Raw genomic sequence first — 23295 nt, forward strand, 5'->3', positions numbered from 1 at the left:
GAAAAGAATGATTCGTCTGTTTATTGCTGAGGACCAGCGAATGCTTTTAGGCGCTCTGGGATCTCTGCTGGATTTAGAAGAGGATATGGAAGTCATCGGACAAGCACTAAACGGGGAAGAAGCGTTAAAAGCCATTCTGAAGCTGGAGCCGGATGTATGCATCATGGACATTGAAATGCCGGTTCGAAGCGGGCTGGATGTGGCAGAGGAATTAATGCAAAAAGGCTGCAGCAGCAAGGTCATTATTCTAACCACTTTTGCCCGTCCCGGATATTTTGAACGCGCCGTCAAAGCCGGCGTACATGGCTATCTGCTGAAAGACGGCGAAATTGACGATCTGGCCGACGCCATCCGAAAGTGTGTAAAGGGAAAACGGGTCTTCAGCCCGGAGCTGACGTTTAATATGATGCGAGACGAAAATCCGCTCACCGTAAGAGAACAAGAAATTCTGCGGCTGGCGGCTTTAGGCAAGACAACAAAAGATATTACGCTCGAACTCTATTTATCACAAGGCACAGTCCGAAATTATATTTCAGAAATCATCCAAAAGCTCAATGCGAAAAATCGGACAGAAGCCGCTAGCATCGCTGAGGAAAAGGGCTGGATTTAACCATATGTTTTCAGCATCATGGCACTCCTGAGGGATCAGGGGTGTTTTTATAAGCCTGCAAATGAAATTATACCCAGAAAACCCTTTCCTTCCTTTGTCAGAATAGTGTACGATATTGATAGAAGTTGTTATGTTCAGGTCATCAGATGACCGGATCACATATTGGGGATGAAAGAGGGGTTCATCATGAAAGTCTCACTTTTTGTCACTTGTCTTGTTGATATGTTTCAAACAAATGTCGGAAAAGCAACGGTGGAACTGCTGGAGCGCCTTGGATGTGAGGTGGATTTTCCGGAGGGGCAGATCTGCTGCGGGCAGCCGGCTTACAACAGCGGCTATGTGAATGACGCCAAAAAAGCAATGAAAAGGATGATCGAAACGTTTCAGGATTCCGAATATGTCGTCAGCCCTTCCGGTTCCTGTACGACGATGTTCCGGGAGTATCCGCACCTGTTTCAGGATGACCCGAAATGGGCCGATAAAGCGAAAAAGCTCGCGGATAAAACGTATGAACTGACTGATTTTATCGTGAACGTCCTTGGGGTCGAAGATGTCGGCGCAAGCCTTCATACTAGAGCGACCTTACATACGTCGTGCCATATGACAAGGCTGCTCGGAGTTCGGGAGGAGCCGATGAAGCTTCTCAGCCATGTGAAGGGCTTAGAGTTCACAGCGCTTCCGGGGAAACACAACTGCTGCGGATTCGGAGGAACGTTCTCCGTCAAAATGGCGCAGATCTCTGAGCAGATGGTCGATGAAAAAGTCGCATGCGTGGAGGATACGGGAGCAGAGGTGCTGATCGGTGCTGACTGCGGCTGTTTGATGAATATCGGGGGGCGGCTTGACCGAAAAGACAAGAATGTCAAAGTGATGCACATCGCCGAAGTGCTCAACAGCAGATAAAACTGGATTCAGAGGGGGAAAGGATCATGGCGATGAAAATCGGTACTGACGCTTTTAAAGAGCGGGTATCACAGGGGATCGATAATGAATTTATGAGGGGCGCTGTTTCAGGGGCGCAGGAACGTCTGCGGACACGGCGCCTTGAAGCAGCCGAAGAGCTGGGAAACTGGGAAGACTGGCGCTCGCTATCAGAGGAAATCAGGCAGCATGTCCTTGAAAACCTCGATTTCTATCTCGGACAGCTTGCCGAAAATGTGGCGAAACGAGGCGGGCATGTTTATTTCGCGGAAACATCGGAAGAGGCGTCTTCTTATATCCGCGATGTCATTCAAAAGAAGAATGGAAAGAAGGTCGTAAAATCAAAATCAATGGTCACGGAGGAAATCAATCTGAATGAGGTGCTGGAACAGGAAGGCTGTGAAGTCGTCGAAACCGACCTCGGCGAATATATTTTACAGATTGATGATCACGATCCGCCGTCACATATCGTAGCGCCCGCCCTTCATAAAAATAAAGAGCAAATACGCGATGTGTTTAAAGAAAGACTGGATTATCAACATACAGAAAAACCAGAAGAGCTTGTGATGCATGCGCGCGCCATCCTCCGGGAAAAGTTTCTGGAAGCCGATATCGGCATTACCGGCTGTAACTTCGCCATCGCTGACTCGGGTTCTGTCAGCCTCGTGACCAATGAAGGAAATGGACGGCTTGTGAGCACCTTGCCGAAAACACAAATCACCGTGATGGGAATGGAGCGGATTGTCCCGTCGTTTTCTGAATTTGAAGTGCTTGTCAGCATGCTGACAAGAAGTGCTGTCGGGCAGCGGCTGACAAGTTATATTACAGCACTGACAGGCCCGAAGCTGGAAGGGGAGGTGGACGGGCCGGAGGAATTCCATCTTGTCATTGTTGATAATGGCCGGTCCAACATTCTCGGAACGGAATTCCAGTCTGTGCTGCAATGTATCCGCTGTGCCGCCTGTATCAATGTCTGCCCAGTGTACCGCCATGTCGGCGGACACTCTTACGGCTCAATCTATTCGGGGCCGATCGGAGCGGTTTTATCGCCGCTGCTTGGCGGTTATGACGATTATAAGGAGCTGCCGTACGCATCTACACTTTGCGCGGCTTGTTCAGAAGCCTGCCCGGTCAAAATTCCGCTTCATGAGCTGCTCCTCAAGCATCGCCAGAACATCGTCGAAAAAGAAGGCAGGGCGCCGATCAGTGAAAAGCTCGCGATGAAAGCGTTCGGGCTTGGCGCATCCTCTTTGCCGCTTTATAAAATGGGCTCAAAATGGGCGCCGGCCGCGATGACGCCTTTTACAGAGGGTGAAAAAATGTCGAAAGGACCCGGCCCGCTCAAAAGCTGGACACAGATCCGCGACTTCCCGGCCCCGCATAAATCAAGATTCAGAGACTGGTTTACAGACAGAGAAACAAGTGAACGCACGAAGGAGGAACAGTGATGACGAAGGGAACCGTTCAGAATCAGGAGAGCTTTTTAAACCGGATCGCATCACGCCTTGGCCGTGAAAGAAGAACAGGAGGCGTGGCAGTCCCAGAGTGGGCGCACCAGCCGCAATATCAAACACTTGAAGGATACTCAGCGGATGACTTGGTCACAGTGCTCAAAAACCATTGCGTCAAAATCCATACAGAGCTGATTGAAACCGATTCAACCGGTCTCTGCGATGCCCTGCGCGAGCAAGTCAGCCGGTTTTCCGGAGGTCCTGTTATCATTCCAAAGGACCCCCGCTTTGAAGCATACGGGCTAAAAAGCTTGCTCACCAAAGACTGGCCGAGCGATGGAACGTCGGTCTGGGAGTGGGATGCTGACAAAGGCGAAGAAAATATCAAAAAAGCGGAGCAAGCCAATGTAGGAATTACATTCAGTGAAATCACACTGGCCGAGTCGGGGACGGTTGTCCTCTTCTCCTCAAAAGATATCGGCCGGTCTGTCAGCCTTCTGCCGACGACCTATATTGCGATTGTGCCAAAATCAAGCATTGTGCCGAGAATGACGCAAGCCAGTGATATAATCCGCCAAAACATTGCGGACGGCGTTACTGTTCCCTCCTGCATCAACTACATTACCGGACCGAGCAACTCAGCCGATATCGAAATGGATTTGGTCGTCGGGGTGCACGGTCCTGTAAAAGCAGCATACATTCTGGTCTCTGACCGCTAATCTCAGAAAGCCCGGCATATGCCGGGCTTTCAGCGTGTCGAGAAACCCTCGCATTCGTTGTCAGGCAGCGTCCTGCTCAAACGCCTCTGTCACCGCATCCTGCGGAAGTCTGATTCAATGCTCATCCTTCCTAGACTTCAAAGGTTTTCAATCACGCTGAAAAAACTTCAACTTCCAATTGTTTGGCCGATGAGAAGAGTATGACTTGAAAAAGGAGGAAATGCGATGAAAAAATGGCTGATCGCAGCTGTTTCACTGGCGATTGCGATCATTCTGTTTATGTATTCAAACGCAGAAGCGAAAGCCGCTGGCATGACAGTAGGCTACACAACTGGGGATACGGACTCATACAATTCTCTTGCGAAGTACCATACATACATGAATTAGATCGCCACAGATACGTTTGCGTTTGAAAAAAACGGACACATCATTGGCGATGCCCCAAGCAAGCAGCTGACTTATGCGAAAAAGAATAAAATCAAGACATGGGCTGTGATTTCAAATTATAATGACGCTATTTATGATTTTGACGGTGATTTAGCGAGCCGGGTCATGAGTAATAAAACAGCGAAAAAACGATTCACAGATCAGCTGATAGCACTGGCTAAAAAGCACTCATACTACGGTATCAATATCGACTTTGAAGCAGTGAATCCAGCAGACCGGTCCACATATTCACGCTTCATTCAAGATGTCTCACAGGCGCTGAAAAAGAAACAGATCAAAACAATGGTTTCCGTTCCGGCCAAAAGCGCCGATGATCAAAACGATGACTGGAGCTGGCCGTATGATTATGCGAAAATCGGTCAATATGCCGATTATGTGCAAGTTATGACTTACGACGAACACGGCATTTGGGGCGAGCCGGGATCGGTGGCGAGCACAGGCTGGATCAAAAGCTCTCTGCAGTTTTCAGCCAAAAAGATCAAAGTCAATAAAGTCATCATGGGAATCCCTGCGTACGGCTATGACTGGGATGTGAAAGACCGAAGCGGCAGCACAATGAGAGCATGGAATGAACTCAAGCCCCTGATCAAAAAGCAGAAAGCAAAGCCGATATTCAACAAAAAATCAGGTTCGATGACGTTTTCTTACGTTGACAAAAAGAAGCATAAACATGTCGTGTGGTATGAAAATGAAAAAACCGTCCAAACGAAAAGCCATCTGGCAAAGCAATACAAAATAGCAGGTGTCTCAGTCTATGCATTAGGAAACGAGTCAGAATCCTTTTGGAAAGCCATTCAAAAAGGGGTAATATAACCATTTCTTTTTTCTCTGAGGTTATTGACAGGGAAAAAAGAAGCACGTATATTATGTTAGTATATTCAGAACATAAAATTTCAGTTTTTCAGAAAACGAAAACACATAGATTGGGAGCAGTAAAAGAAGTAATCAGAAAAGAGAGCTGCGGGGCGGTGTGACGCAGCCTGATTTTTCTTTGAACTCGCCCGGGAGTGGTAAGACGAAACGGAATAGATTGAATATTCCCCATGTTTTAACGGCTAACCTTCGTTACAGGTCAAAAGCTGGATTCTTCATGAAGAATCAACAAGAGTGGTACCGCGGTCAGCCTAAGGCTCGTCGTCTCTTTATCTATTAGATAAGAGGCGGCGGGCTTTTTTGTTTTTGAAAACGAGAAGGAGAGGTAGTAGAGGATGAAAAAGGACAATCAGACGTTAAAGCGCACGATGACGTCCCGCCATATTATGATGATGGCGCTGGGCGGAGCAATCGGCGCAGGTTTATTTAAAGGGAGCAGTTCGGCGATCGATGTGGCGGGGCCATCTGTCATTATCGCATACCTGCTCGGCGGTATTATTTTGCTGTTTATTATGCAGGGGCTCGCGGAAATGGCTGTGCGCAACCGAAACGCAAGAACCTTCCGAGATCTTGTCCAGCAGGTATTAGGAAATTACGCTGCTTATTTCTTGGACTGGATATACTGGAAAATGTGGGTGCTCAACATTGCGGCTGAAGCTGTTGTCGCTGCGATCTTTATTCAATATTGGCTGCCGGGCTGCCCGATTTGGGTCCTGGCATTAGGGATATCTCTTATTGTCACGGTTGTGAATTTGCTTTCTGTTAAAATCTTCGCCGAAACCGAATATTGGCTGGCGATGATCAAGATTACCGTTATTATTATTTTTATTATATTAGGATTGTTGCTCTTATTTGTATCATTCGGTGATCATACAGCTGCCGGGTTCTCAAACCTGACAGAGCACGGCGGATTTTTCCCGAACGGAGGCACAGGGCTGATTACGGCGATGCTAGTCGTGATCTACTCTTACGGCGGTACAGAAATTATTGGTGTAACGCTTGCTGAGACAAAAAATCCTGAAAAGGTTGTCCCGAAAGCTGTCCGCAGCACTCTGACACGGATTGTCGCGTTCTATCTGCTGCCGTTTTTTATCATTGTCAGCCTGATTCCATGGAATCAAGTCAACTCCGTTCCGGAAAGTCCTTTCGTCATGGTCTTTAAAATGGTAGGCATTCCGGGTGCGGATCATATCATGAACGCAGTTATCCTGCTTGCGATCATTTCTTCAATGAATTCAGGTTTATACGGGTCGTCCCGCATTTTGTATACACAGGCAAGTGACGGAAGGCTCCCGAAAATCTTTTCGAAACTTTCATCGAAAAACGTACCGATGTTTGCGATTCTGATGTGCACTTCCTCCCTATATATTGGCGTATTGATCTCTCTGTTCGCGGGAAGCCAAACGTTTGATTACTTAATGGGGTCATTGGGATATACCGTATTATTCATCTGGCTGATCATCGGATTCGCCCATTTGAAATCAAGAAAACACCAAACAGAAACACCGGCTTATTATGTAAAGTTGTTCCCATACACGACATGGTTTGCGATTCTGGCATTACTCGCTATTCTGATTGGAGTCATTATGACAACGTCAATTGTGATGACCAGCATTACTGCGGCGATCTATCTTTTGATTACGATTGTGTATTTGATCAAAGGACGCAAGCATCAGTAAATAAGAAACCTCTTGTCACATCCGACAAGAGGTTTTTACTATTGTGCAGCCTTCTCTTTTACACCAATCGCCGCCGCTTTCTGTGCTTTTGATTTTGAATTCACGAGGCAGATACTCGTTACAATCAGCAGCAGCCCCGCCAAGAGGCTTAAGGTCAGCGGTTCATGCAGGAAAATGGAGCTGGCCACGATCGAAATGAGCGGAATCAAAAAAGTGTAGGAAGCGACCTTGCTTGCTTCCCCTGAACCGACAAGCGTAAAAAAGACAAGCCAGCCGAGTGCGATAACGAAGACAGAGATGAACAGCAGGCTGGTGATAAACGGAACCGTCCATTGTATCGCCGAAAAGCTTTCTGTCGAAAATCCGGATAAAAGCAGAAACACGCTTCCGATCGTCAGCTGCAAAGCGACCATCCAGATGGAATCGACGCGGCTGCCTGTTTTTTTCATAAATACTGTTCCTAGCGCCCAGCTGAGTGCGGAGCCGAGGGCCAGCAGAACCCCAATGACAGAAATATGCCCGCCAAAGCCCGCGGCGCTGATGACGGCTACTCCCGCAAAACCGAGGATCAGCCCGATCACTTTCATGGCAAACATCGATTCACCGAGCCACAGCCAAGAAAACACGCCCATCAGCACCGGCTGAAAGAAGACGATTGCGGAAAACAGGCCGGCCGGAAGGTAATTCAGCCCGATCGTTTGCAGCCCATAGAATAACGTAATATTTAAAAGTGCGGAAACAAGATAAATCGGCCACGTTTCTTTAAGACGCAATTTATGAATACGCGGCAGTGCGACAATGACTAATAAAAGCCCGCCAATCAGCGTCCGGATGCCCGCGAACAATAGCGGCGGCGAATAGGCGAGCGCTGCTTTGGACAGCGGCCAATTGATGCCCCACATGATGACGAGAAAGGCGAGCAGGAGCGCTGTCCGCGTTTTTGAGAGCTGTTTCACTTTTTCAATCACTCCTTGTAGAACTTTTCCATTATGATACTGTAGAATATAAGATAAATAAAATGAATCTTTTTTATAAGGAGCATAAGTAAATTGTTATGACTATTACACAATTAAGGGTTTTCGTGAAAATAGCTGAAACGGGAAGTTTTACAAAAGCGGGGCAGGCGCTGAACATGACACAGCCGGCTGTCAGCCATGCGATTTCTGCGATTGAAGCTGAACTTGACGTAAAGCTGATCATCCGTGACCGCCGGAATGGCCTGATGCTGACCGAGACAGGGAAAAAGATCTTAGTCCACATCAGAGAAGTCTTGAAAGGCGTTGAAAAAGTTGAGCAAGTCGCAGCCGCGGAAAAAGGGCTAGAACTGGGAACCGTCCATATCGGCACATTCTCAACTGCCTCGGCTTATTTTATGCCGAAGCTGATCAGTGAGTTTAAACAAAAATACCCGAAACTGGAGCTCGTGCTGCACGAAGGAACTGTAAATGAAGTCAAGGAGTGGCTTCACACGCGGATGATAGATGTCGGCATTCTTCTGTATCCAACGGAGGAGATGGAGTACATTCATCTGAAAAAAGACAAAATGGCCGTCGTGCTCAGGGATGATCACCCGCTTTGCAGCCGTCCAGCCATTACGCTGAAAGATCTTGATCATGCACCGATGATCGTCTGTGACGGCGGCTATGAATCGCCTTTTAACCATATGTTCAGGCAGGCGGGTGCTACGCTGAACGCCGCTTTCACAGTTTATAACATGAACACCTCGATCAGTATGGTCAGAGAGGGACTGGGCCTGGCGATTTTATCAGAAATGTCCATGTCGGGCATGCCGCTGCCGGAGTATGTGGTGACGCGGGATCTGGACCCGCAGGTGTACCGTGATGTGCAGCTCGCTGTTCCGTCGCTAAAGGACGCTTCTCTAGCGGCTAAACTATTCATTGATATGGCCCAGAACCTGTTTGGGGCAGAATAACGGGGCAAACCGTTCGTTTTAAATTGTTCGAATTTCATCGAATCAAATTCTTTTATTCCTGAAAGCAGTTGTGTTATGGTGTGAGAGAAGTCCTTTCATTCATACTTGACAGCTTGAGGCTGTTTACTGATAACACATTTGCAAAGGAGAACAATATGTCTAACAACCAACGCAAAGATACCTTGCTTTCTGTCTTGAATTTATCTCCGGTTGTTCAGGGAGGAACGGTTGCTGAATCATTCCGAAACAGCATGGACTTGGCGCGCCGTGCGGAGGAATGGGGCTATCATCGCTACTGGCTCGCTGAGCATCATAATATAGAAGGTGTCGCAAGCTCTGCCACCGCGGTTCTGATCGACCATATTGCCGGCGGCACAAAGAAAATCCGTGTCGGTTCCGGCGGCATTATGCTGCCGAACCACTCTTCTCTAGTGATTGCCGAGCAATTCGGCACACTGGAAACGCTGTATCCCGGGCGGATTGATCTGGGGCTCGGACGTGCTCCGGGAACTGACCAATTGACAGCAAGAGCGCTTCGCAGAAACATCAACAGCGGTGAAGATTTCCCGGAACAATTAGAGGAACTGCGCAATTACTTTAAACCATCAGGAAATGTGCGGAATCAAGTCCGCGCTATTCCGGGAGAGGGCATAGATGTGCCGATTTGGCTGCTGGGCTCAAGCGGATTCAGTGCCCGTCTCGCAGGCGAACTAGGCCTTCCGTTTGCATTCGCCGCTCATTTTTCGCCGGCGAATACAGTTCCAGCTTTAGAGCTGTACCGCAATTCGTTTACGCCGTCAGAAGTGCTTGATGAACCGTATGCAATGGTAGGCGTCACCATTATCGCGGCAGATACAAACGAGAAAGCGCAGCACCTTGCGACTTCACATTATCAAAGATTTCTTGATCTCGTCCGCGGCACGCCGAACCAGTTGAAGCCGCCTGTAGAAGACATGGATCAAATCTGGAGTCCGTATGAAAAAGCGATGGTCAATGAACAGCTGAGCTCGACGATTGTCGGCGGTCCGGAAGAAGTGAAGGCGAAGCTTGAAGACTTTGTCAGAACGACACAGGCGGACGAAATAATGGTCAACTCAGAAACCTATGAACACGCAGACAGAATGCGTTCGTTTGAAATCATTGCAGACGTTTGGAAAAACAGATAACAGCCATAAAAAAAGCAATGCAGCGGGGAGACCCGTACATTGCTTTTTTATTCATTCCGTTTTCTGGCCGACTGGCGAATGACCAGCTCAGGCTCAAATATGACATCCTCTTGCTTCGGCTTTTTATGCTCTAAGCAGTCAATGACATATTTCGCAGCCGCTTTTCCTAGCACGGATTTTGGATGCTTCACAGAGGTTAATTTCACCTCGGAGATTTGCGCGAAATGGGAATCATCATATCCGACGATGGACATATCCTCCGGCACCTTGATATCCATTTCCCGAAGCATATCAATCACTTTCAGTGCAATTTCATCATTATAGCAAAGAATAGCAGTCGGCATGCTTTTGCTGTTTTTCTCCAGCGTCTCTTTCACTTTCTCCAGCAGCTTCGATTCCTTTTCCTCGGTCGTAAATGTCACGATCATATCCGGTGAAGGGAATAACTCACGCTCCCGGTGCGCCTGTATAAACCCGTTCATCCGCTTCACACCTTGTGTGTCATCAGCTTTGAAAATACCCATCATATGCGTGTGGCCGAGAGAAAGCAAGTGCTCCGCCGCCATCATGCCGCCTTTCACATCATCCAAGGTAAAACTCGGTGCGGCAAGCTCGGCGTATGACGCGTTAATCATCGCAAAAGGAATGCCGTTTTTCTCTAAATTCAGATAGTAGCCGATATTGGGGGTTTGCAGGGCGCTTTTTGTCGGTTCCACAATAAGTCCGTCAATATGCTGTGACAGCAGATTTTCTAATCCTCTTCGTTCATTGTCCGGATTGTTGTTTGTGCTTGTCAAAAGCATAGAATATCCTTGCTCGCTTAAATAAGACTCGATTCCTCTAATGATGCTCGGGAAAATATAGTCTGATATGTAGGTTGTCAGAACGCCAATCGTTTTATTCGAATGCAGCGCTGACTTAGCAGAGCGTGAAGCGACAAAGGTTCCTCCGCCTTGCACGCTGTAAAGCAGACCTTGTGATACGAGGTCTCCGATCGCTTTGCGAATGGTGTGCCGGCTGACGCCGAATTGCTGCATTAATTCGTTTTCGGTAGGGATCTTTTCATCGGGCAGAATTTTGCCTTGATTAATCCATGAACTGATTTCTTCTTTTACTTGGGCGTATTTTGGTAACATATCTATTCCTCCAAAATGTATACGGACAAATTTCAGTATATCACAGCGTTCTTTGTAAGAAAACATTGACAGAAAATACAAACAGGATTATTCTATATTTGTACGTACTAATTAAATGAAATTTTCGTTAAATTTTAATATAAGTACGTACAATTACAAAAGTAAATGTAAACGCTTTACTTAACAATCGGGAGGGCAGGGAAATGAAGAATACTCCAACTCAATTAGAACCAAATGCTCCTGTAACAAGAGGCCATTCAATGGGATTTGTCATCTTAATCTCATGCGCGGCGGGACTTGGCGGCTTACTGTACGGCTATGACACGGCAGTGATTTCAGGCGCCATCGGTTTTCTGAAGGATTTATACAGCCTCACTCCGTTTATGGAAGGACTCGTGATTTCCAGCATTATGATCGGAGGAGTTGCGGGCGTCGGGATATCCGGATTTTTAAGCGACAGGTTCGGCCGGAGAAAAATTTTAATGACAGCTGCTTTGTTATTTGCGATATCAGCCATCGTTTCAGCGTTATCACAAGACGTATCGACCTTAATCATTGCAAGGGTTATCGGAGGCCTCGGAATAGGGATGGGCTCATCACTTTCTGTTACGTATATTACAGAAGCGGCGCCGCCTGCCATACGCGGAAGCCTTTCTTCCTTATATCAGCTCTTTACGATATTGGGTATTTCCGCTACGTACTTTATTAATCTCGCTGTGCAGCGGTCCGGAACATACGAATGGGGCGTGCACACCGGTTGGAGATGGATGCTCGCTTATGGAATGGTGCCGTCCGTGATCTTTTTCCTCGTATTGCTCGTCGTGCCGGAAAGTCCGAGATGGCTGGCGAAAGCGGGCAAAACAACAGAAGCGTTAAAGATACTGACACGTATTAATGGAGAAACAGTCGCAAAAGAAGAATTAAAGAACATTGAGAACTCTTTAAAAATAGAACAAATGGGGTCGCTGTCTCAGCTGTTCAAGCCGGGTCTCAGAAAGGCGCTTGTCATTGGAATCCTGCTGGCGTTGTTTAACCAAGTCATCGGCATGAACGCGATTACTTACTACGGGCCGGAAATCTTTAAAATGATGGGATACGGGCAAAACGCCGGATTTGTGGCAACCTGTATCGTCGGTGTTGTAGAAGTTATTTTTACCGTTATTGCGGTGTTGTTGATTGATAAAGTCGGACGAAAAAAATTGATGTCCATCGGATCTGCTTTTATGGCTATTTTTATGATCTTAATCGGAACGTCGTTCTACTTTCAGTTAACAAGCGGACTTATGCTGATCTTCTTTATTTTAGGCTTTGTGGCGGCATTTTGTGTATCTGTAGGGCCGATCACATGGATTATGATTTCTGAAATCTTCCCGAACCATCTGCGTGCGCGGGCCGCAGGTATTGCGACCATCTTTTTATGGGGAGCAAACTGGGCGATCGGACAGTTTGTGCCGATGATGATCGACTCATTCGGACTCGCCTATACATTCTGGATCTTTGCGGTGATTAACATCCTTTGCTTCCTGTTTGTCGTTACGATCTGCCCGGAAACGAAGAACAAATCGCTCGAAGAAATCGAAAAGCTCTGGATAAAATGAAAACGCTTTAAAGAATCAGGCCCTTTCGATTGGAAGGGCTGTTTATGTTGGGATGCACCTTTTGGCGTTTTCTGTATAAGATAAAGATATATAGGAAAAAATATAGCTGGATAAACACCGCTGCATGAAAACTCTGCGAATATTGTCGATGAATTAGCTCTTAACAGTTGAATAAACAATTTCACCCTGTTAAAATAATTAAAGAAAGCAGAAGTAATTTTTTTTGGCTATGATGGGACGTTTTTTGTCATAGCGGGACATATAATGTCCAGCAAAAAAAGGAAGGAACGTTTGAGTCATGAACCAGTTAATACAAGCTCAAAAAAAATTATTGCCTGATCTTCTGCTCGTTATGCAAAAGAGGTTTGAAATCTTGCAGTATATCAGGCTGACGGAACCCATCGGGCGAAGAAGCCTGTCTGCCAGTCTCGAGATCAGCGAGCGTGTGTTGAGGGGCGAGGTTCAGTTTTTAAAGGAACAGAACCTGGTCGATATTAAAACAAACGGCATGACCTTGACAGAAGAGGGCTATGAACTGCTTTCGGTTTTGGAAGATACGATGAAAGATGTTTTAGGTTTGACTCTTTTGGAAAAGACATTAAAAGAACGTTTAAATCTAAAGGATGCCATTATCGTGTCCGGAGACAGTGATCAATCCCCATGGGTCAAAAAAGAAATGGGAAGAGCAGCTGTCGCATGTATGAAAAAAAGATTTTCAGGCAAAAATATCGTCGCTGTAACTGGCGGTACGACAATTGAAGCTGTCGCTGAAATGATGACGCCGGATTCTAAAAACCGCGAGCTTTTGTTTGTGCCTGCAAGAGGCGGTTTAGGCGAAGACGTGAAAAACCAGGCGAACACCATATGCGCGCATATGGCGGAAAAGGCTTCAGGCACTTACCGGCTTTTGTTTGTTCCGGGACAGCTGTCACAAGGCGCCTATTCATCTATTATTGAAGAGCCTTCTGTCAAAGAGGTGCTGAACACGATCAAATCGGCGAGTATGCTGGTTCACGGAATCGGTGAAGCTAAAACGATGGCTCAGCGGAGAAACACACCTTTAGAAGACTTAAAGAAAATAGATGATAATGACGCTGTCACAGAAGCGTTTGGCTACTATTTTAACGCGGACGGCGAAGTGGTCCACAAAGTGCATTCTGTCGGAATGCAGCTGGATGACATAGACGCCATCCCCGATATTATTGCGGTAGCGGGCGGATCATCAAAAGCCGGGGCGATCGAGGCTTACTTTAAAAAGCCCCGCGACACGGTTCTCGTCACAGACGAAGGGGCCGCAAAGAAGTTATTAAGGGATGAATAATCCCTCAATATAAATATCTCTCACTTATTTAAAGGAGGAAACAAATCATGGCAGTAAAAGTCGGTATTAACGGTTTTGGTCGTATTGGACGTAACGTATTCCGCGCAGCATTAAAAAATCCTGAAGTTGAGGTAGTAGCGGTTAACGATTTAACAGATGCTAACATGCTGGCTCACCTTTTACAATATGATTCTGTACACGGAAAATTAGACGCTGAAGTTTCAGTTGACGGTAACAACCTTGTTGTTAACGGCAAAACAATTGAAGTTTCTGCAGAACGCGATCCTGCTAAACTTAGCTGGGGCAAACAAGGCGTTGAAATCGTAGTTGAATCTACTGGTTTCTTCACAAAACGCGCAGACGCTGCGAAGCACTTAGAAGCTGGAGCGAAAAAAGTAATCATCTCTGCTCCTGCTAACGAAGAAGATATCACAATCGTTATGGGTGTTAACGAAGATAAATACGATGCGGCTAACCACGATGTTATCTCTAACGCATCTTGCACAACAAACTGCCTAGCGCCGTTTGCAAAAGTACTTAACGATAAATTCGGCATCAAACGCGGTATGATGACAACTGTTCACTCTTACACGAACGATCAGCAAATCCTTGATCTTCCGCACAAAGACTACCGTCGTGCGCGTGCAGCAGCTGAAAACATCATCCCAACATCAACTGGTGCTGCTAAAGCAGTTTCTCTAGTTCTTCCTGAACTAAAAGGCAAACTGAACGGTGGAGCAATGCGTGTTCCAACTCCAAACGTTTCTCTAGTTGACTTGGTTGCTGAACTGAACCAAGAAGTAACAGCTGAAGATGTAAACGCAGCTCTTAAAGAAGCGGCTGAAGGAGATCTTAAAGGAATCCTTGGCTACAGCGAAGAGCCATTAGTTTCTGGCGACTACAACGGAAACAAAAACTCTTCTACAATCGATGCCCTTTCTACAATGGTTATGGAAGGCAGCATGGTAAAAGTAATCTCTTGGTACGATAACGAAAGCGGCTACTCTAACCGCGTTGTTGACCTTGCAGCTTACATCGCAAAAAAAGGTCTTTAATTTATAGCTGAAAAAAGGACCTGACTTGGTTCTTTTGAATAGAAGCGCTATAATGAAAGCGGACAAGGGAAGGGGACGGACTCCCTTTCCCTTTTTCCATGAAGACCGGCTTTCAGAAAACGCTCTGTGACAGAGAAACGGCCGCGTTTTTTGCAGCTTTGCCGGCGCTTTCGCCTAAGGCCGCTGCCCTGGCTTTTAGACGAACTGCCCTGTGCCGAAAAAGACTGTGATCTGCCCTAGCGGCGTTATCGCTTGACCAGACGGTTTCACGTTTTTCGTGCTGTATGCAAACCACTTTGAAGGAGGATCTCCTAGGCATGAATAAGAAAACTCTCAAAGACATCGACGTAAAAGGCAAAGTTGTATTCTGCCGCGTTGACTTTAACGTTCCAATGAAAGACGGGGAAGTAACAGACGATACACGTATCCGTGCTGCGCTTCCAACAATCAAACACCTTGCAGACCAAGGCGCGAAAGTCCTTCTCGCGAGCCACTTAGGCCGCCCGAAAGGCGAAGTGGTTGAGGAGCTTCGTTTAACTCCTGTCGCTGCACGTCTCGGCGAACTGCTTGGCAAAGAAGTGAAAAAAGCGGATGAAGCTTACGGCGATGCTGTAAAAGCACAAGTTTCCGACATGACGGACGGAGACGTTCTTGTATTGGAAAACGTACGCTTCTACCCTGGTGAAGAGAAAAATGATCCTGAGCTTGCAAAAGCATTTGCTGAGCTTGCAGATGTATATGTAAATGACGCATTTGGTGCTGCCCACCGTGCTCACGCATCTACAGCTGGAATTGCCGAGCATCTGCCAGCAGTTGCAGGTTTCTTAATGGAAAAAGAGCTTGATGTACTCGGAAAAGCGGTTTCAAACCCTGACCGCCCGTTCACGGCGATCATCGGCGGAGCGAAAGTAAAAGACAAAATCGGAGTGATCGAAAGTCTTCTTGATAAAGTGGACAACCTGATCATCGGCGGAGGTCTTGCTTATACATTCGTAAAAGCGCTTGGCTATGAAGTCGGTAATTCTCTTCTTGAAGAGGATAAAATCGAGCTTGCGAAGTCATTTATGGACCGCGCGAAAGAAAAAGGCGTGAACTTCTACATGCCTGAAGATGTACTCGTTGCAGATGATTTCTCTAACGATGCAAACGTGAAAATGGTGCCGATCTCTGAAATCCCTAGTGATTTAGAAGCAATCGACATCGGTACGAAAACACGCGAAACGTATGCTGACGTCATTAAAAACAGCAAACTTGTCGTGTGGAACGGACCGATGGGCGTATTCGAAATCGACTTGTTCGCACAAGGAACAAAAGCGGTTGCGGAAGCATTGGCAGAGGCGAAAGATACATACTCTGTCATCGGCGGAGGAGACTCAGCGGCAGCGGTTGAAAAATTCGGCCTTGCTGACAAAATGAGCCACATCTCAACAGGCGGCGGCGCGTCCCTTGAGTTTATGGAAGGCAAAGAGCTTCCAGGGGTAGCTGCACTGAACGATAAATAATCTTAAAACTGCTATAAGGAAGTGGAACAGATGAGAAAACCAATTATCGCCGGTAACTGGAAAATGAACAAAACACTCGGCGAAGCTGTCAGCTTCGTTGAAGAAGTAAAATCTTCCATTCCAGCAGCAGACAAAGCGGAAGCTGTTGTTTGCGCGCCAGCGCTTTTCTTAGAAAAGCTTACTTCTGCTGTTAAAGGCACTGACCTTAAAGTCGGCGCTCAAAACATGCACTTCGAGGAAAGCGGCGCGTTCACAGGCGAAATCAGCCCGGTTGCTCTAAAAGACCTTGGCGTTGACTACTGCGTCATCGGCCACTCTGAGCGCCGTGAAATGTTCGCTGAAACTGATGAAACAGTTAACAAAAAAGCACACGCTGCTTTCAAACACGGCATTGTGCCGATCATCTGTGTGGGTGAAACGCTTGAAGAGCGCGAAGCCGGCAAAACAAATGATCTTGTTGCTGACCAAGTGAAAAAAGGCCTTGCTGGTCTTTCTGAAGAACAAGTTGCTGCTTCTGTTATTGCGTATGAGCCAATCTGGGCAATCGGAACAGGCAAATCTTCTACAGCGAAAGATGCAAACGACGTGTGTGCGCACATCCGTAAAACCGTCGCTGAAAGCTTCAGCCAAGAAATTGCAGATCAGCTTCGCATCCAATATGGCGGAAGCGTAAAGCCTGCAAACATTAAAGAATATATGGCAGAGTCCGATATTGACGGTGCTTTGGTCGGCGGCGCGAGCCTTGAGCCACAGTCATTCGTTCAATTATTGGAGGAAGGTCAATATGAGTAAAAAACCAGCTGCACTCATCATTCTTGATGGGTTCGGATTACGAAACGAAACAGTAGGGAACGCAGTCGCTTTAGCGAAAAAACCGAATTTTGACCGCTACTGGAATCAGTATCCTCATCAAACATTGACTGCTTCAGGCGAGGCTGTAGGCCTTCCTGAAGGACAGATGGGGAACTCCGAAGTGGGTCACTTAAATATCGGCGCGGGCCGTATTGTGTATCAAAGCTTAACACGCGTAAATGTTGCCATTCGTGAGGGAGAGTTCGAACGCAACCAAACATTCCTTGACGCGATTAACAACGCGAAAGAAAACAACAAAGCCCTGCACCTGTTCGGCCTTTTATCAGACGGCGGCGTGCACAGCCACATCAATCATTTGTTCGCATTGTTAAAGCTTGCGAAAAATGAAGGGCTGACAAAGGTTTACATCCATGGTTTCCTTGACGGCCGTGATGTTGGTCCGCAAACAGCGAAGACGTACATTAAGCAGCTGAACGAACAAATCGAGGAAATCGGTGTCGGAGAAATCGCCAGCATTTCCGGGCGCTACTACTCAATGGACCGCGACAAACGCTGGGACCGTGTAGAAAAAGCGTACCGCGTAATGGCATACGGCGAAGGCCCGACCTACCGCAGTGCAATGGATGTTGTTGATGATTCATATGCGAACGGAATCTATGATGAATTCGTGATTCCATCCGTTATCACAAAAGAAAACGGTGAGCCTGTTACGACAATCCAAGACGGCGATTCTGTGATTTTCTATAATTTCAGACCGGACCGCGCCATCCAGATTTCCAACACGTTCACAAACAAAGACTTCCGTGACTTCGATCGCGGCGAGAATTATCCGAAGAACCTGCATTTCGTCTGCCTGACTCACTTCAGTGAAACAGTTGACGGATATGTAGCGTTTAAACCGATAAATCTTGATAACACAGTCGGAGAAGTATTATCGCAACATGGATTAAAACAGCTTCGAATTGCAGAGACTGAAAAGTATCCGCATGTCACGTTCTTTATGAGCGGCGGCCGTGAAGCTGAATTCCCGGGTGAAGAGCGCATTCTCATCAACTCGCCGAAAGTTGCCACATATGACTTAAAGCCAGAAATGAGTGCGTATGAAGTGAAGGACGCGCTTGTCAAAGAAATTGAAGATGACAAGCATGACGCGATTATCCTTAACTTCGCAAACCCTGATATGGTCGGCCACTCCGGAATGGTTGAACCAACAATTAAAGCAATTGAAGCAGTGGACGAATGCTTAGGCGAAGTCGTTGACGCGATTATCGCTAAAGGCGGACACGCGATCATTACCGCTGATCACGGTAATGCTGACATTCTGATTACAGAATCAGGCGATCCGCACACTGCGCATACGACAAACCCAGTCCCTGTCATTGTGACGAAAGAAGGCATCACGCTGCGTGAAGGCGGAATCCTAGGCGACCTTGCACCAACGTTATTAGACCTTCTCGATGTTGAAAAACCGAAAGAAATGACAGGAACATCGTTAATTCAAAAATAATTTGAAATCAAAAGGAGAGACAAAACTCATGCCATACATTGTTGATGTTTATGCACGCGAAGTATTAGACTCCCGCGGCAACCCAACAGTTGAAGTTGAAGTATATACAGAAACAGGAGCTTTCGGCCGCGCATTAGTGCCAAGCGGAGCTTCTACAGGTGAATACGAAGCAGTTGAGCTTCGTGACGGCGACAAAGACCGTTACCTTGGAAAAGGCGTGTTAACAGCTGTTAACAACGTAAACGAAATCATTTCTCCAGAGCTTCTTGGCTTTGATGTAACTGAACAAAACGCTATCGATCAGCTTTTAATCGAGCTTGACGGTACTGAAAACAAAGGCAAACTAGGTGCGAACGCGATCCTTGGCGTATCTATGGCTTGTGCGCGCGCAGCTGCTGATTTCTTACAGATTCCTCTTTACCAATACCTTGGAGGATTCAACTCAAAAACGCTTCCTGTACCGATGATGAACATCGTCAACGGCGGAGAGCATGCAGACAACAACGTTGATATTCAAGAATTCATGATCATGCCTGTAGGTGCTCCTAACTTCCGTGAAGCACTTCGCATGGGCGCTCAAATCTTCCACAGCCTGAAATCAGTTCTTTCTGCTAAAGGAATGAACACAGCTGTAGGTGATGAAGGCGGATTTGCTCCAAACCTTGGTTCTAACGAAGAAGCGCTTCAAACAATCGTTGAAGCAATCGAAAAAGCCGGCTTCAAACCTGGCGAAGAAGTGAAGCTTGCAATGGATGCTGCATCTTCTGAATTCTACAACAAAGAAGACGGCAAATACCATCTGTCTGGCGAAGGCGTTGTGAAAACGTCTGCTGAAATGGTTGACTGGTACGAAGAAATGGTTTCTAAATACCCAATCATCTCTATCGAAGACGGACTTGACGAAAACGACTGGGAAGGCCACAAACTTCTTACTGAGCGTCTTGGCAAAAAAGTTCAGCTTGTTGGTGACGATCTCTTCGTTACAAACACGAAAAAATTGGCTGAAGGCATCAAAAATGGCGTAGGCAACTCTATCCTGATCAAAGTAAACCAAATCGGTACATTGACTGAAACATTCGATGCGATCGAAATGGCGAAACGCGCAGGCTACACAGCTGTTATCTCTCACCGTTCTGGTGAAACAGAAGACAGCACAATCGCTGACATCGCTGTGGCAACAAACGCAGGACAAATCAAAACAGGTGCTCCGTCTCGTACGGACCGTGTTGCGAAATACAACCAGCTTCTTCGCATCGAAGATCAGTTGGCTGAAACTGCTCAATACCACGGTATTAACACTTTCTACAACTTGAACAAGTAATAAAATGACCGCCGAGATATCTCTCGGCGGCTTTTTTGTGCTTTTAGAGATCTAAATAAAGCCTCACCATATCGCGGCATTGAATTCCATTTTCAAAAATGTCCTCATCATAATGTCTGACAAAGAAATCATGGTCGATCGCCTGAAGGCGGAATCCGCATTTTTGGTAGAGAGAAAGCTGATGAATGCTGGAATTTCCCGTGCCAATCTCAATCACCTTTGCCCCCATATGTTTTGCTTTTTCGATGGCATCGCGGATAAGCTGCTTGCCAATGCCCTGTTTTTGCATTGTTTGTTTTACTGCGATGTTAACGATTTCTACGGTTTGCGGTCTAGTTGTGATCATCACGTATACACCAGCTAATTCACCCGATATATAAGCGGTGTAGCATTCTCCTCTGGCTATGTATTCATCAACAATTTCTTTCGACGGATCGGCGAGCAGCAGAAGCTCATACAGCGCTTGGTCATGGTTTGTAGCTTTTTGAATGGTGAGCTGTTGCATCATCATTCCACCTTTTCATATGTTTATAGAGATATTTTCATGATTTCCTCCAATTTCATACCATTCTATTATAAAATATGTAACATAGGAAATATGTACAAAATAGTGGATCATAAATAGGAGGAACGTCACATGTTTTGTAAGGAATGCGGTCAAAAAAATAAAGAAGGAGCCAAGTTTTGTAAAGAATGCGGCACCCCGATCGGAGGGATCAGCAGACAGGCACATAAGGAAACAGCAAGCGTTGCTGAAACGAGGCAGGCTCCGCGAAAACCAATCCCTAAGAAAACTATCATGTTATGGAGCAGCATTGCCGCTGCGTGCGTTATATTATTCGCCGCCTATAAAACCGGAGCGTACTTTACTTCAAAGGATAGATTAGTCGACAAGTTTGAACAGGCTGTAAAGGATGAGGATCAAGATCAAATCGCGTCTCTCCTTACGCCGGTAAATGACAAGCTTAAACTGACTAAAAAGAATGTAGAACCGTTTCTTGCGTATTTGAAGGACCATCCTGACAAAAAAGATGAGCTTTTTGCATCGCTGCGTGCTGAAATAGTTCAAAAAGATATCGTATACGCGGAGAAAGACGGGAGAAGCTTGCTCGTATTTGACCATTATGATTTAAAGATAGCACCTGTTTACTTTGAAGTGACCAGCAATTATAAAAATGCCGATCTATATGTGAATAAAGAGGATGCCGGAACGGTAAAGAAAGCGGATCAAGCACAAACCCTCGGGCCGTACATTCCCGGCGAATATACCGTCTCTGCCAAACTGAAAAACGATGTCGTCGATCTCGTGAAAAAGGAAGACATTCAGGCTGTTGGCGATAACAGCTTTCGTGTTGATCTCTCATTGGAAGCAGACGATGTGACATTCAGCTTAGCGGATGACATCAAGAGCGGGAAGGGAGACTTGCTGATTAACGGCAAGTCGATTCATAAAGACCCGTTCAAATCCGTCACATACGGCCCTCTTCTGACAGACGGGTCCATGACGGCTGCGGTCGAAGCAGAGTTTCCGTGGGGAAAAACCAAAACAGCGGGCGTGCCAATCGACCATAAAGAAATGGAGATCACGTTAATTCCTGATCAAGACACACAGGAAACGATTATGAACACGATTGTCAAAACAACTAAACAGTATTCCAAAGCGCTATCAGATGGGAATACAGCCCAGATGACAGAGGCGAGCGCCAAATGGAAGGCAGAGGCGAAGGATACCGTCGATTCTATGAAATACACGAATTCTTACTTAAAAGATAAATATTTAGAAACTGATTTTGACCTGGATACATTCGATCTCTCTCAGAAAAACGACGGGACGTGGCAGGTATCGGTATCAGGAAAAGAACTTCACCAGTCTTCTTCGTATAACGACTATACAAAATCCGAAATGACTGATGACAGTCCGAGTTACGAATATCTCCTTTCATATGATAAAAAACAGAAAAAGTGGATTTTTGAAGAAGCAGAATCAACATTCGAATCGGCCGGAACAAATATAAAGAAAATCAAAAATGATAAGCCGGAGACGTACACGTCCGCCTGGGAAGGCTCGAAAAACAAAGACAGTGAAAGCTCTGCAAGCGGTAATGTGACAGATGAACAAGTGACATTATTTATGGGCAGTTATTTGCAAAGCCAGGCAGATGCGGTAAATCAAAATCAATTCTCGCTGATGGAAGACAGCCTTGAAAAAGGCAGTTCTCTTTATTCCGACCAGCAGCATCTCGTAACGAAATTAAATAAAGAGGGGACAACTGAAGACTTTAATAACTATGAAGTGAAAAGCTGGAGTCAAAATGGATCAGCGATCACGATTAAGACATATGAAGAATTCTATATCACAAAATCAGGCGGCAGTCCCAAACTGAGAACCTATAACTGGACCTACACAGGCACAGTGAAGAACGGAAGAATTTACTTAACGTCTATTCAATAAAAACAACCCCCATCACCAGCAGGTGATGGGGTTGTTTTTTAAAAGAATATGTAACGGAAAATCTCTTTCATATAGTGTTCGATCATAAGCTGGAATGTAACGCAGGTGATCAAATAAATCACAATCGTTGAGTAAATGATATCAATCTTTCCTTTATATGAATGCTGGTAACTGCTCAGCATCGCAGGAGGAATGGCGAAGAATGCGCCAATTAAACCAACGGCTAAAATAGTGAAGCAAATGTCTGTATGCAATAAAAAGAATAAAAGGGCAAGAAGCAAAATAGCTGTAAACGGAATGAGAAACGCGCCAAATCTGGAAAATGAATCTTTGAAAGATACTTGGTTTCCCGCGATTTTCAAGGCGAAAAAGATCAATGCATGCAAAAAGAAAAGAAACAGGGCAAAATAAATGGTTGGCTCTAAAAAGATTGCTGTAAAGCTTACGCTGCCGGGACCGTCTGAAAAAAGAATATAAAACATCAAAGGGGTCAGCAAACTGAACAGAACCATCGTAATAATCGCGCTGATCAGCTGTTCGCCGCCCGTTGTTTTACATTCCTGATAAGGGCGTTTCAGGACGGCCAAAACAAATGAACCGAACTGTTTTGCCGCTTGCTTTGCAGCGGCTCCAGTTTGAGCTGCCTGCTGCTGGCCTGACTGACCGGGGAGCGGTGATCCGCATTTCTCACAAAACTTTCCGCCATCTGTTTGATGGCCGCATTGAGGACAATACATAAAATAACTCCTTTACCTGTAATATAGGGAAAATAGACTAATAGTTTTATTATA

The 23295-nt window shown here is 46.1% G+C and carries 19 protein-coding genes, 1 pseudogene and 1 other annotated feature; of the genes and pseudogenes, 16 read left to right on the top strand and 4 right to left on the bottom strand.

The annotated features are described in order from the left end of the window. Positions 1-7: 7 nt before the first annotated feature. From yvfU to ACMX2I_RS04225, 6 genes and pseudogenes are all read left to right on the top strand, one after another. On the top strand, positions 8-610 hold the full coding sequence (yvfU, locus tag ACMX2I_RS04200; RefSeq protein WP_414956268.1) for a two-component system response regulator YvfU: 603 nt from the start codon (positions 8-10) through the stop codon (positions 608-610). A 186-nt stretch (positions 611-796) separates the two neighbouring features. Continuing rightward, on the top strand, positions 797-1513 hold the full coding sequence (gene lutA, locus ACMX2I_RS04205; RefSeq protein WP_414956269.1) for a lactate utilization iron-sulfur protein LutA: 717 nt from the start codon (positions 797-799) through the stop codon (positions 1511-1513). Between the two features lie 26 nt (positions 1514-1539). Next, positions 1540-2979 carry a lactate utilization iron-sulfur protein LutB gene (gene lutB, locus ACMX2I_RS04210; RefSeq protein WP_414956270.1) on the top strand — a complete coding sequence of 480 codons (1440 nt, stop codon included), beginning with the start codon at positions 1540-1542 and terminating at the stop codon, positions 2977-2979. Then, positions 2979-3701, top strand: coding sequence for a lactate utilization protein LutC (lutC, locus tag ACMX2I_RS04215; protein ID WP_394715112.1), 723 nt, complete (start codon positions 2979-2981; stop codon positions 3699-3701). Before lutB ends, lutC begins: the two co-directional genes overlap by 1 nt. Positions 3702-3926: 225 nt before the next feature. Further along, positions 3927-4961: pseudogene (locus ACMX2I_RS04220) on the top strand (glycosyl hydrolase family 18 protein). 97 nt (positions 4962-5058) lie between these two features. Next, positions 5059-5293, top strand: a binding site (T-box leader). A gap of 63 nt (positions 5294-5356) precedes the next feature. Beyond that, positions 5357-6700 (top strand): amino acid permease, encoded by a 1344-nt coding sequence (locus ACMX2I_RS04225; RefSeq protein ID WP_414956271.1) that lies wholly within the window; start codon positions 5357-5359, stop codon positions 6698-6700. Positions 6701-6738: 38 nt separating this feature from the next. Here the strand turns inward: ACMX2I_RS04225 and ACMX2I_RS04230 are convergent, their stop codons facing one another. Further along, a complete protein-coding gene (locus ACMX2I_RS04230; protein WP_414956272.1) occupies positions 6739-7656 on the bottom strand; it encodes a DMT family transporter in 918 nt (305 codons plus the stop codon). Positions 7657-7754: 98 nt separating this feature from the next. On the opposite strand from ACMX2I_RS04230, the gene ACMX2I_RS04235 reads away from it, so the two are divergent. Together ACMX2I_RS04235 and ACMX2I_RS04240 are read left to right on the top strand one after the other, a co-directional pair. Next, complete coding sequence (locus ACMX2I_RS04235; RefSeq protein ID WP_414956273.1) at positions 7755-8633, top strand: LysR family transcriptional regulator; 879 nt, start codon at positions 7755-7757, stop codon at positions 8631-8633. Between the two features lie 155 nt (positions 8634-8788). Then, on the top strand, positions 8789-9799 hold the full coding sequence (locus ACMX2I_RS04240) for an LLM class flavin-dependent oxidoreductase (protein ID WP_414956274.1): 1011 nt from the start codon (positions 8789-8791) through the stop codon (positions 9797-9799). Positions 9800-9846: 47 nt separating this feature from the next. Here ACMX2I_RS04240 and araR read toward each other — a convergent pair whose 3' ends face one another. Then, a complete protein-coding gene (gene araR, locus ACMX2I_RS04245) occupies positions 9847-10935 on the bottom strand; it encodes an arabinose utilization transcriptional regulator AraR (RefSeq protein WP_289348222.1) in 1089 nt (362 codons plus the stop codon). A gap of 203 nt (positions 10936-11138) precedes the next feature. Between araR and araE the strand changes: the two genes are divergently transcribed. From araE to eno, 7 genes are all read left to right on the top strand, one after another. Then, positions 11139-12533 (top strand): arabinose-proton symporter AraE, encoded by a 1395-nt coding sequence (gene araE, locus ACMX2I_RS04250; protein WP_087993480.1) that lies wholly within the window; start codon positions 11139-11141, stop codon positions 12531-12533. Positions 12534-12831: 298 nt separating this feature from the next. After that, complete coding sequence (gene cggR / locus ACMX2I_RS04255) at positions 12832-13854, top strand: gapA transcriptional regulator CggR (RefSeq protein WP_202328012.1); 1023 nt, start codon at positions 12832-12834, stop codon at positions 13852-13854. A gap of 47 nt (positions 13855-13901) precedes the next feature. Then, positions 13902-14909, top strand: coding sequence for a type I glyceraldehyde-3-phosphate dehydrogenase (gap, locus tag ACMX2I_RS04260; RefSeq protein ID WP_087993478.1), 1008 nt, complete (start codon positions 13902-13904; stop codon positions 14907-14909). Positions 14910-15226: 317 nt separating this feature from the next. Next, positions 15227-16411, top strand: coding sequence for a phosphoglycerate kinase (locus ACMX2I_RS04265; protein WP_148962756.1), 1185 nt, complete (start codon positions 15227-15229; stop codon positions 16409-16411). Positions 16412-16441: 30 nt separating this feature from the next. After that, on the top strand, positions 16442-17203 hold the full coding sequence (gene tpiA, locus ACMX2I_RS04270; RefSeq protein WP_394715107.1) for a triose-phosphate isomerase: 762 nt from the start codon (positions 16442-16444) through the stop codon (positions 17201-17203). Next, positions 17196-18731 carry a 2,3-bisphosphoglycerate-independent phosphoglycerate mutase gene (gpmI, locus tag ACMX2I_RS04275; RefSeq protein WP_414956275.1) on the top strand — a complete coding sequence of 512 codons (1536 nt, stop codon included), beginning with the start codon at positions 17196-17198 and terminating at the stop codon, positions 18729-18731. The genes tpiA and gpmI overlap by 8 nt, the downstream gene beginning before the upstream one ends. A gap of 28 nt (positions 18732-18759) precedes the next feature. After that, positions 18760-20052: a phosphopyruvate hydratase gene (gene eno / locus ACMX2I_RS04280; protein ID WP_010328641.1), complete on the top strand. Its 1293-nt coding sequence runs from the start codon at positions 18760-18762 to the stop codon at positions 20050-20052. Between the two features lie 43 nt (positions 20053-20095). On the opposite strand, the gene ACMX2I_RS04285 is transcribed toward eno, so the two are convergent. Next, on the bottom strand, positions 20096-20563 hold the full coding sequence (locus tag ACMX2I_RS04285; RefSeq protein ID WP_414956276.1) for a GNAT family N-acetyltransferase: 468 nt from the start codon (positions 20561-20563) through the stop codon (positions 20096-20098). Between the two features lie 126 nt (positions 20564-20689). Here ACMX2I_RS04285 and ACMX2I_RS04290 point away from each other — a divergent pair, with 126 nt between their 5' ends. After that, positions 20690-22504 carry a zinc ribbon domain-containing protein gene (locus tag ACMX2I_RS04290; protein ID WP_414956277.1) on the top strand — a complete coding sequence of 605 codons (1815 nt, stop codon included), beginning with the start codon at positions 20690-20692 and terminating at the stop codon, positions 22502-22504. A gap of 38 nt (positions 22505-22542) precedes the next feature. Here the strand turns inward: ACMX2I_RS04290 and ACMX2I_RS04295 are convergent, their stop codons facing one another. Further along, the gene (locus ACMX2I_RS04295; RefSeq protein ID WP_414956278.1) at positions 22543-23241 is read right to left on the bottom strand and encodes a zinc ribbon domain-containing protein; all 699 of its coding nucleotides are present in this window, start codon (positions 23239-23241) and stop codon (positions 22543-22545) included. Positions 23242-23295 lie beyond the last annotated feature (54 nt).

The sequence above is a fragment of the Bacillus sp. SW14 genome (assembly GCF_047608225.1).
Classification (GTDB): domain Bacteria; phylum Bacillota; class Bacilli; order Bacillales; family Bacillaceae; genus Bacillus; species Bacillus subtilis_G.

Excerpts from the sequence above, each read along its gene's own strand:
- yvfU (WP_414956268.1), top strand. The coding sequence starts at position 8 with ATGATTCGTCTGTTTATTGCTGAGGACCAGCGAATGCTTTTAGGCGCT.
- lutA (WP_414956269.1), top strand. The coding sequence starts at position 797 with ATGAAAGTCTCACTTTTTGTCACTTGTCTTGTTGATATGTTTCAAACA.
- lutB (WP_414956270.1), top strand. The coding sequence starts at position 1,540 with ATGGCGATGAAAATCGGTACTGACGCTTTTAAAGAGCGGGTATCACAG.
- lutC (WP_394715112.1), top strand. The coding sequence starts at position 2,979 with ATGACGAAGGGAACCGTTCAGAATCAGGAGAGCTTTTTAAACCGGATC.
- ACMX2I_RS04225 (WP_414956271.1), top strand. The coding sequence starts at position 5,357 with ATGAAAAAGGACAATCAGACGTTAAAGCGCACGATGACGTCCCGCCAT.
- ACMX2I_RS04235 (WP_414956273.1), top strand. The coding sequence starts at position 7,755 with ATGACTATTACACAATTAAGGGTTTTCGTGAAAATAGCTGAAACGGGA.
- ACMX2I_RS04240 (WP_414956274.1), top strand. The coding sequence starts at position 8,789 with ATGTCTAACAACCAACGCAAAGATACCTTGCTTTCTGTCTTGAATTTA.
- araR (WP_289348222.1), bottom strand. The coding sequence starts at position 10,935 with ATGTTACCAAAATACGCCCAAGTAAAAGAAGAAATCAGTTCATGGATT.
- araE (WP_087993480.1), top strand. The coding sequence starts at position 11,139 with ATGAAGAATACTCCAACTCAATTAGAACCAAATGCTCCTGTAACAAGA.
- cggR (WP_202328012.1), top strand. The coding sequence starts at position 12,832 with ATGAACCAGTTAATACAAGCTCAAAAAAAATTATTGCCTGATCTTCTG.
- gap (WP_087993478.1), top strand. The coding sequence starts at position 13,902 with ATGGCAGTAAAAGTCGGTATTAACGGTTTTGGTCGTATTGGACGTAAC.
- ACMX2I_RS04265 (WP_148962756.1), top strand. The coding sequence starts at position 15,227 with ATGAATAAGAAAACTCTCAAAGACATCGACGTAAAAGGCAAAGTTGTA.
- tpiA (WP_394715107.1), top strand. The coding sequence starts at position 16,442 with ATGAGAAAACCAATTATCGCCGGTAACTGGAAAATGAACAAAACACTC.
- gpmI (WP_414956275.1), top strand. The coding sequence starts at position 17,196 with ATGAGTAAAAAACCAGCTGCACTCATCATTCTTGATGGGTTCGGATTA.
- eno (WP_010328641.1), top strand. The coding sequence starts at position 18,760 with ATGCCATACATTGTTGATGTTTATGCACGCGAAGTATTAGACTCCCGC.
- ACMX2I_RS04285 (WP_414956276.1), bottom strand. The coding sequence starts at position 20,563 with ATGATGATGCAACAGCTCACCATTCAAAAAGCTACAAACCATGACCAA.
- ACMX2I_RS04290 (WP_414956277.1), top strand. The coding sequence starts at position 20,690 with ATGTTTTGTAAGGAATGCGGTCAAAAAAATAAAGAAGGAGCCAAGTTT.
- ACMX2I_RS04295 (WP_414956278.1), bottom strand. The coding sequence starts at position 23,241 with ATGTATTGTCCTCAATGCGGCCATCAAACAGATGGCGGAAAGTTTTGT.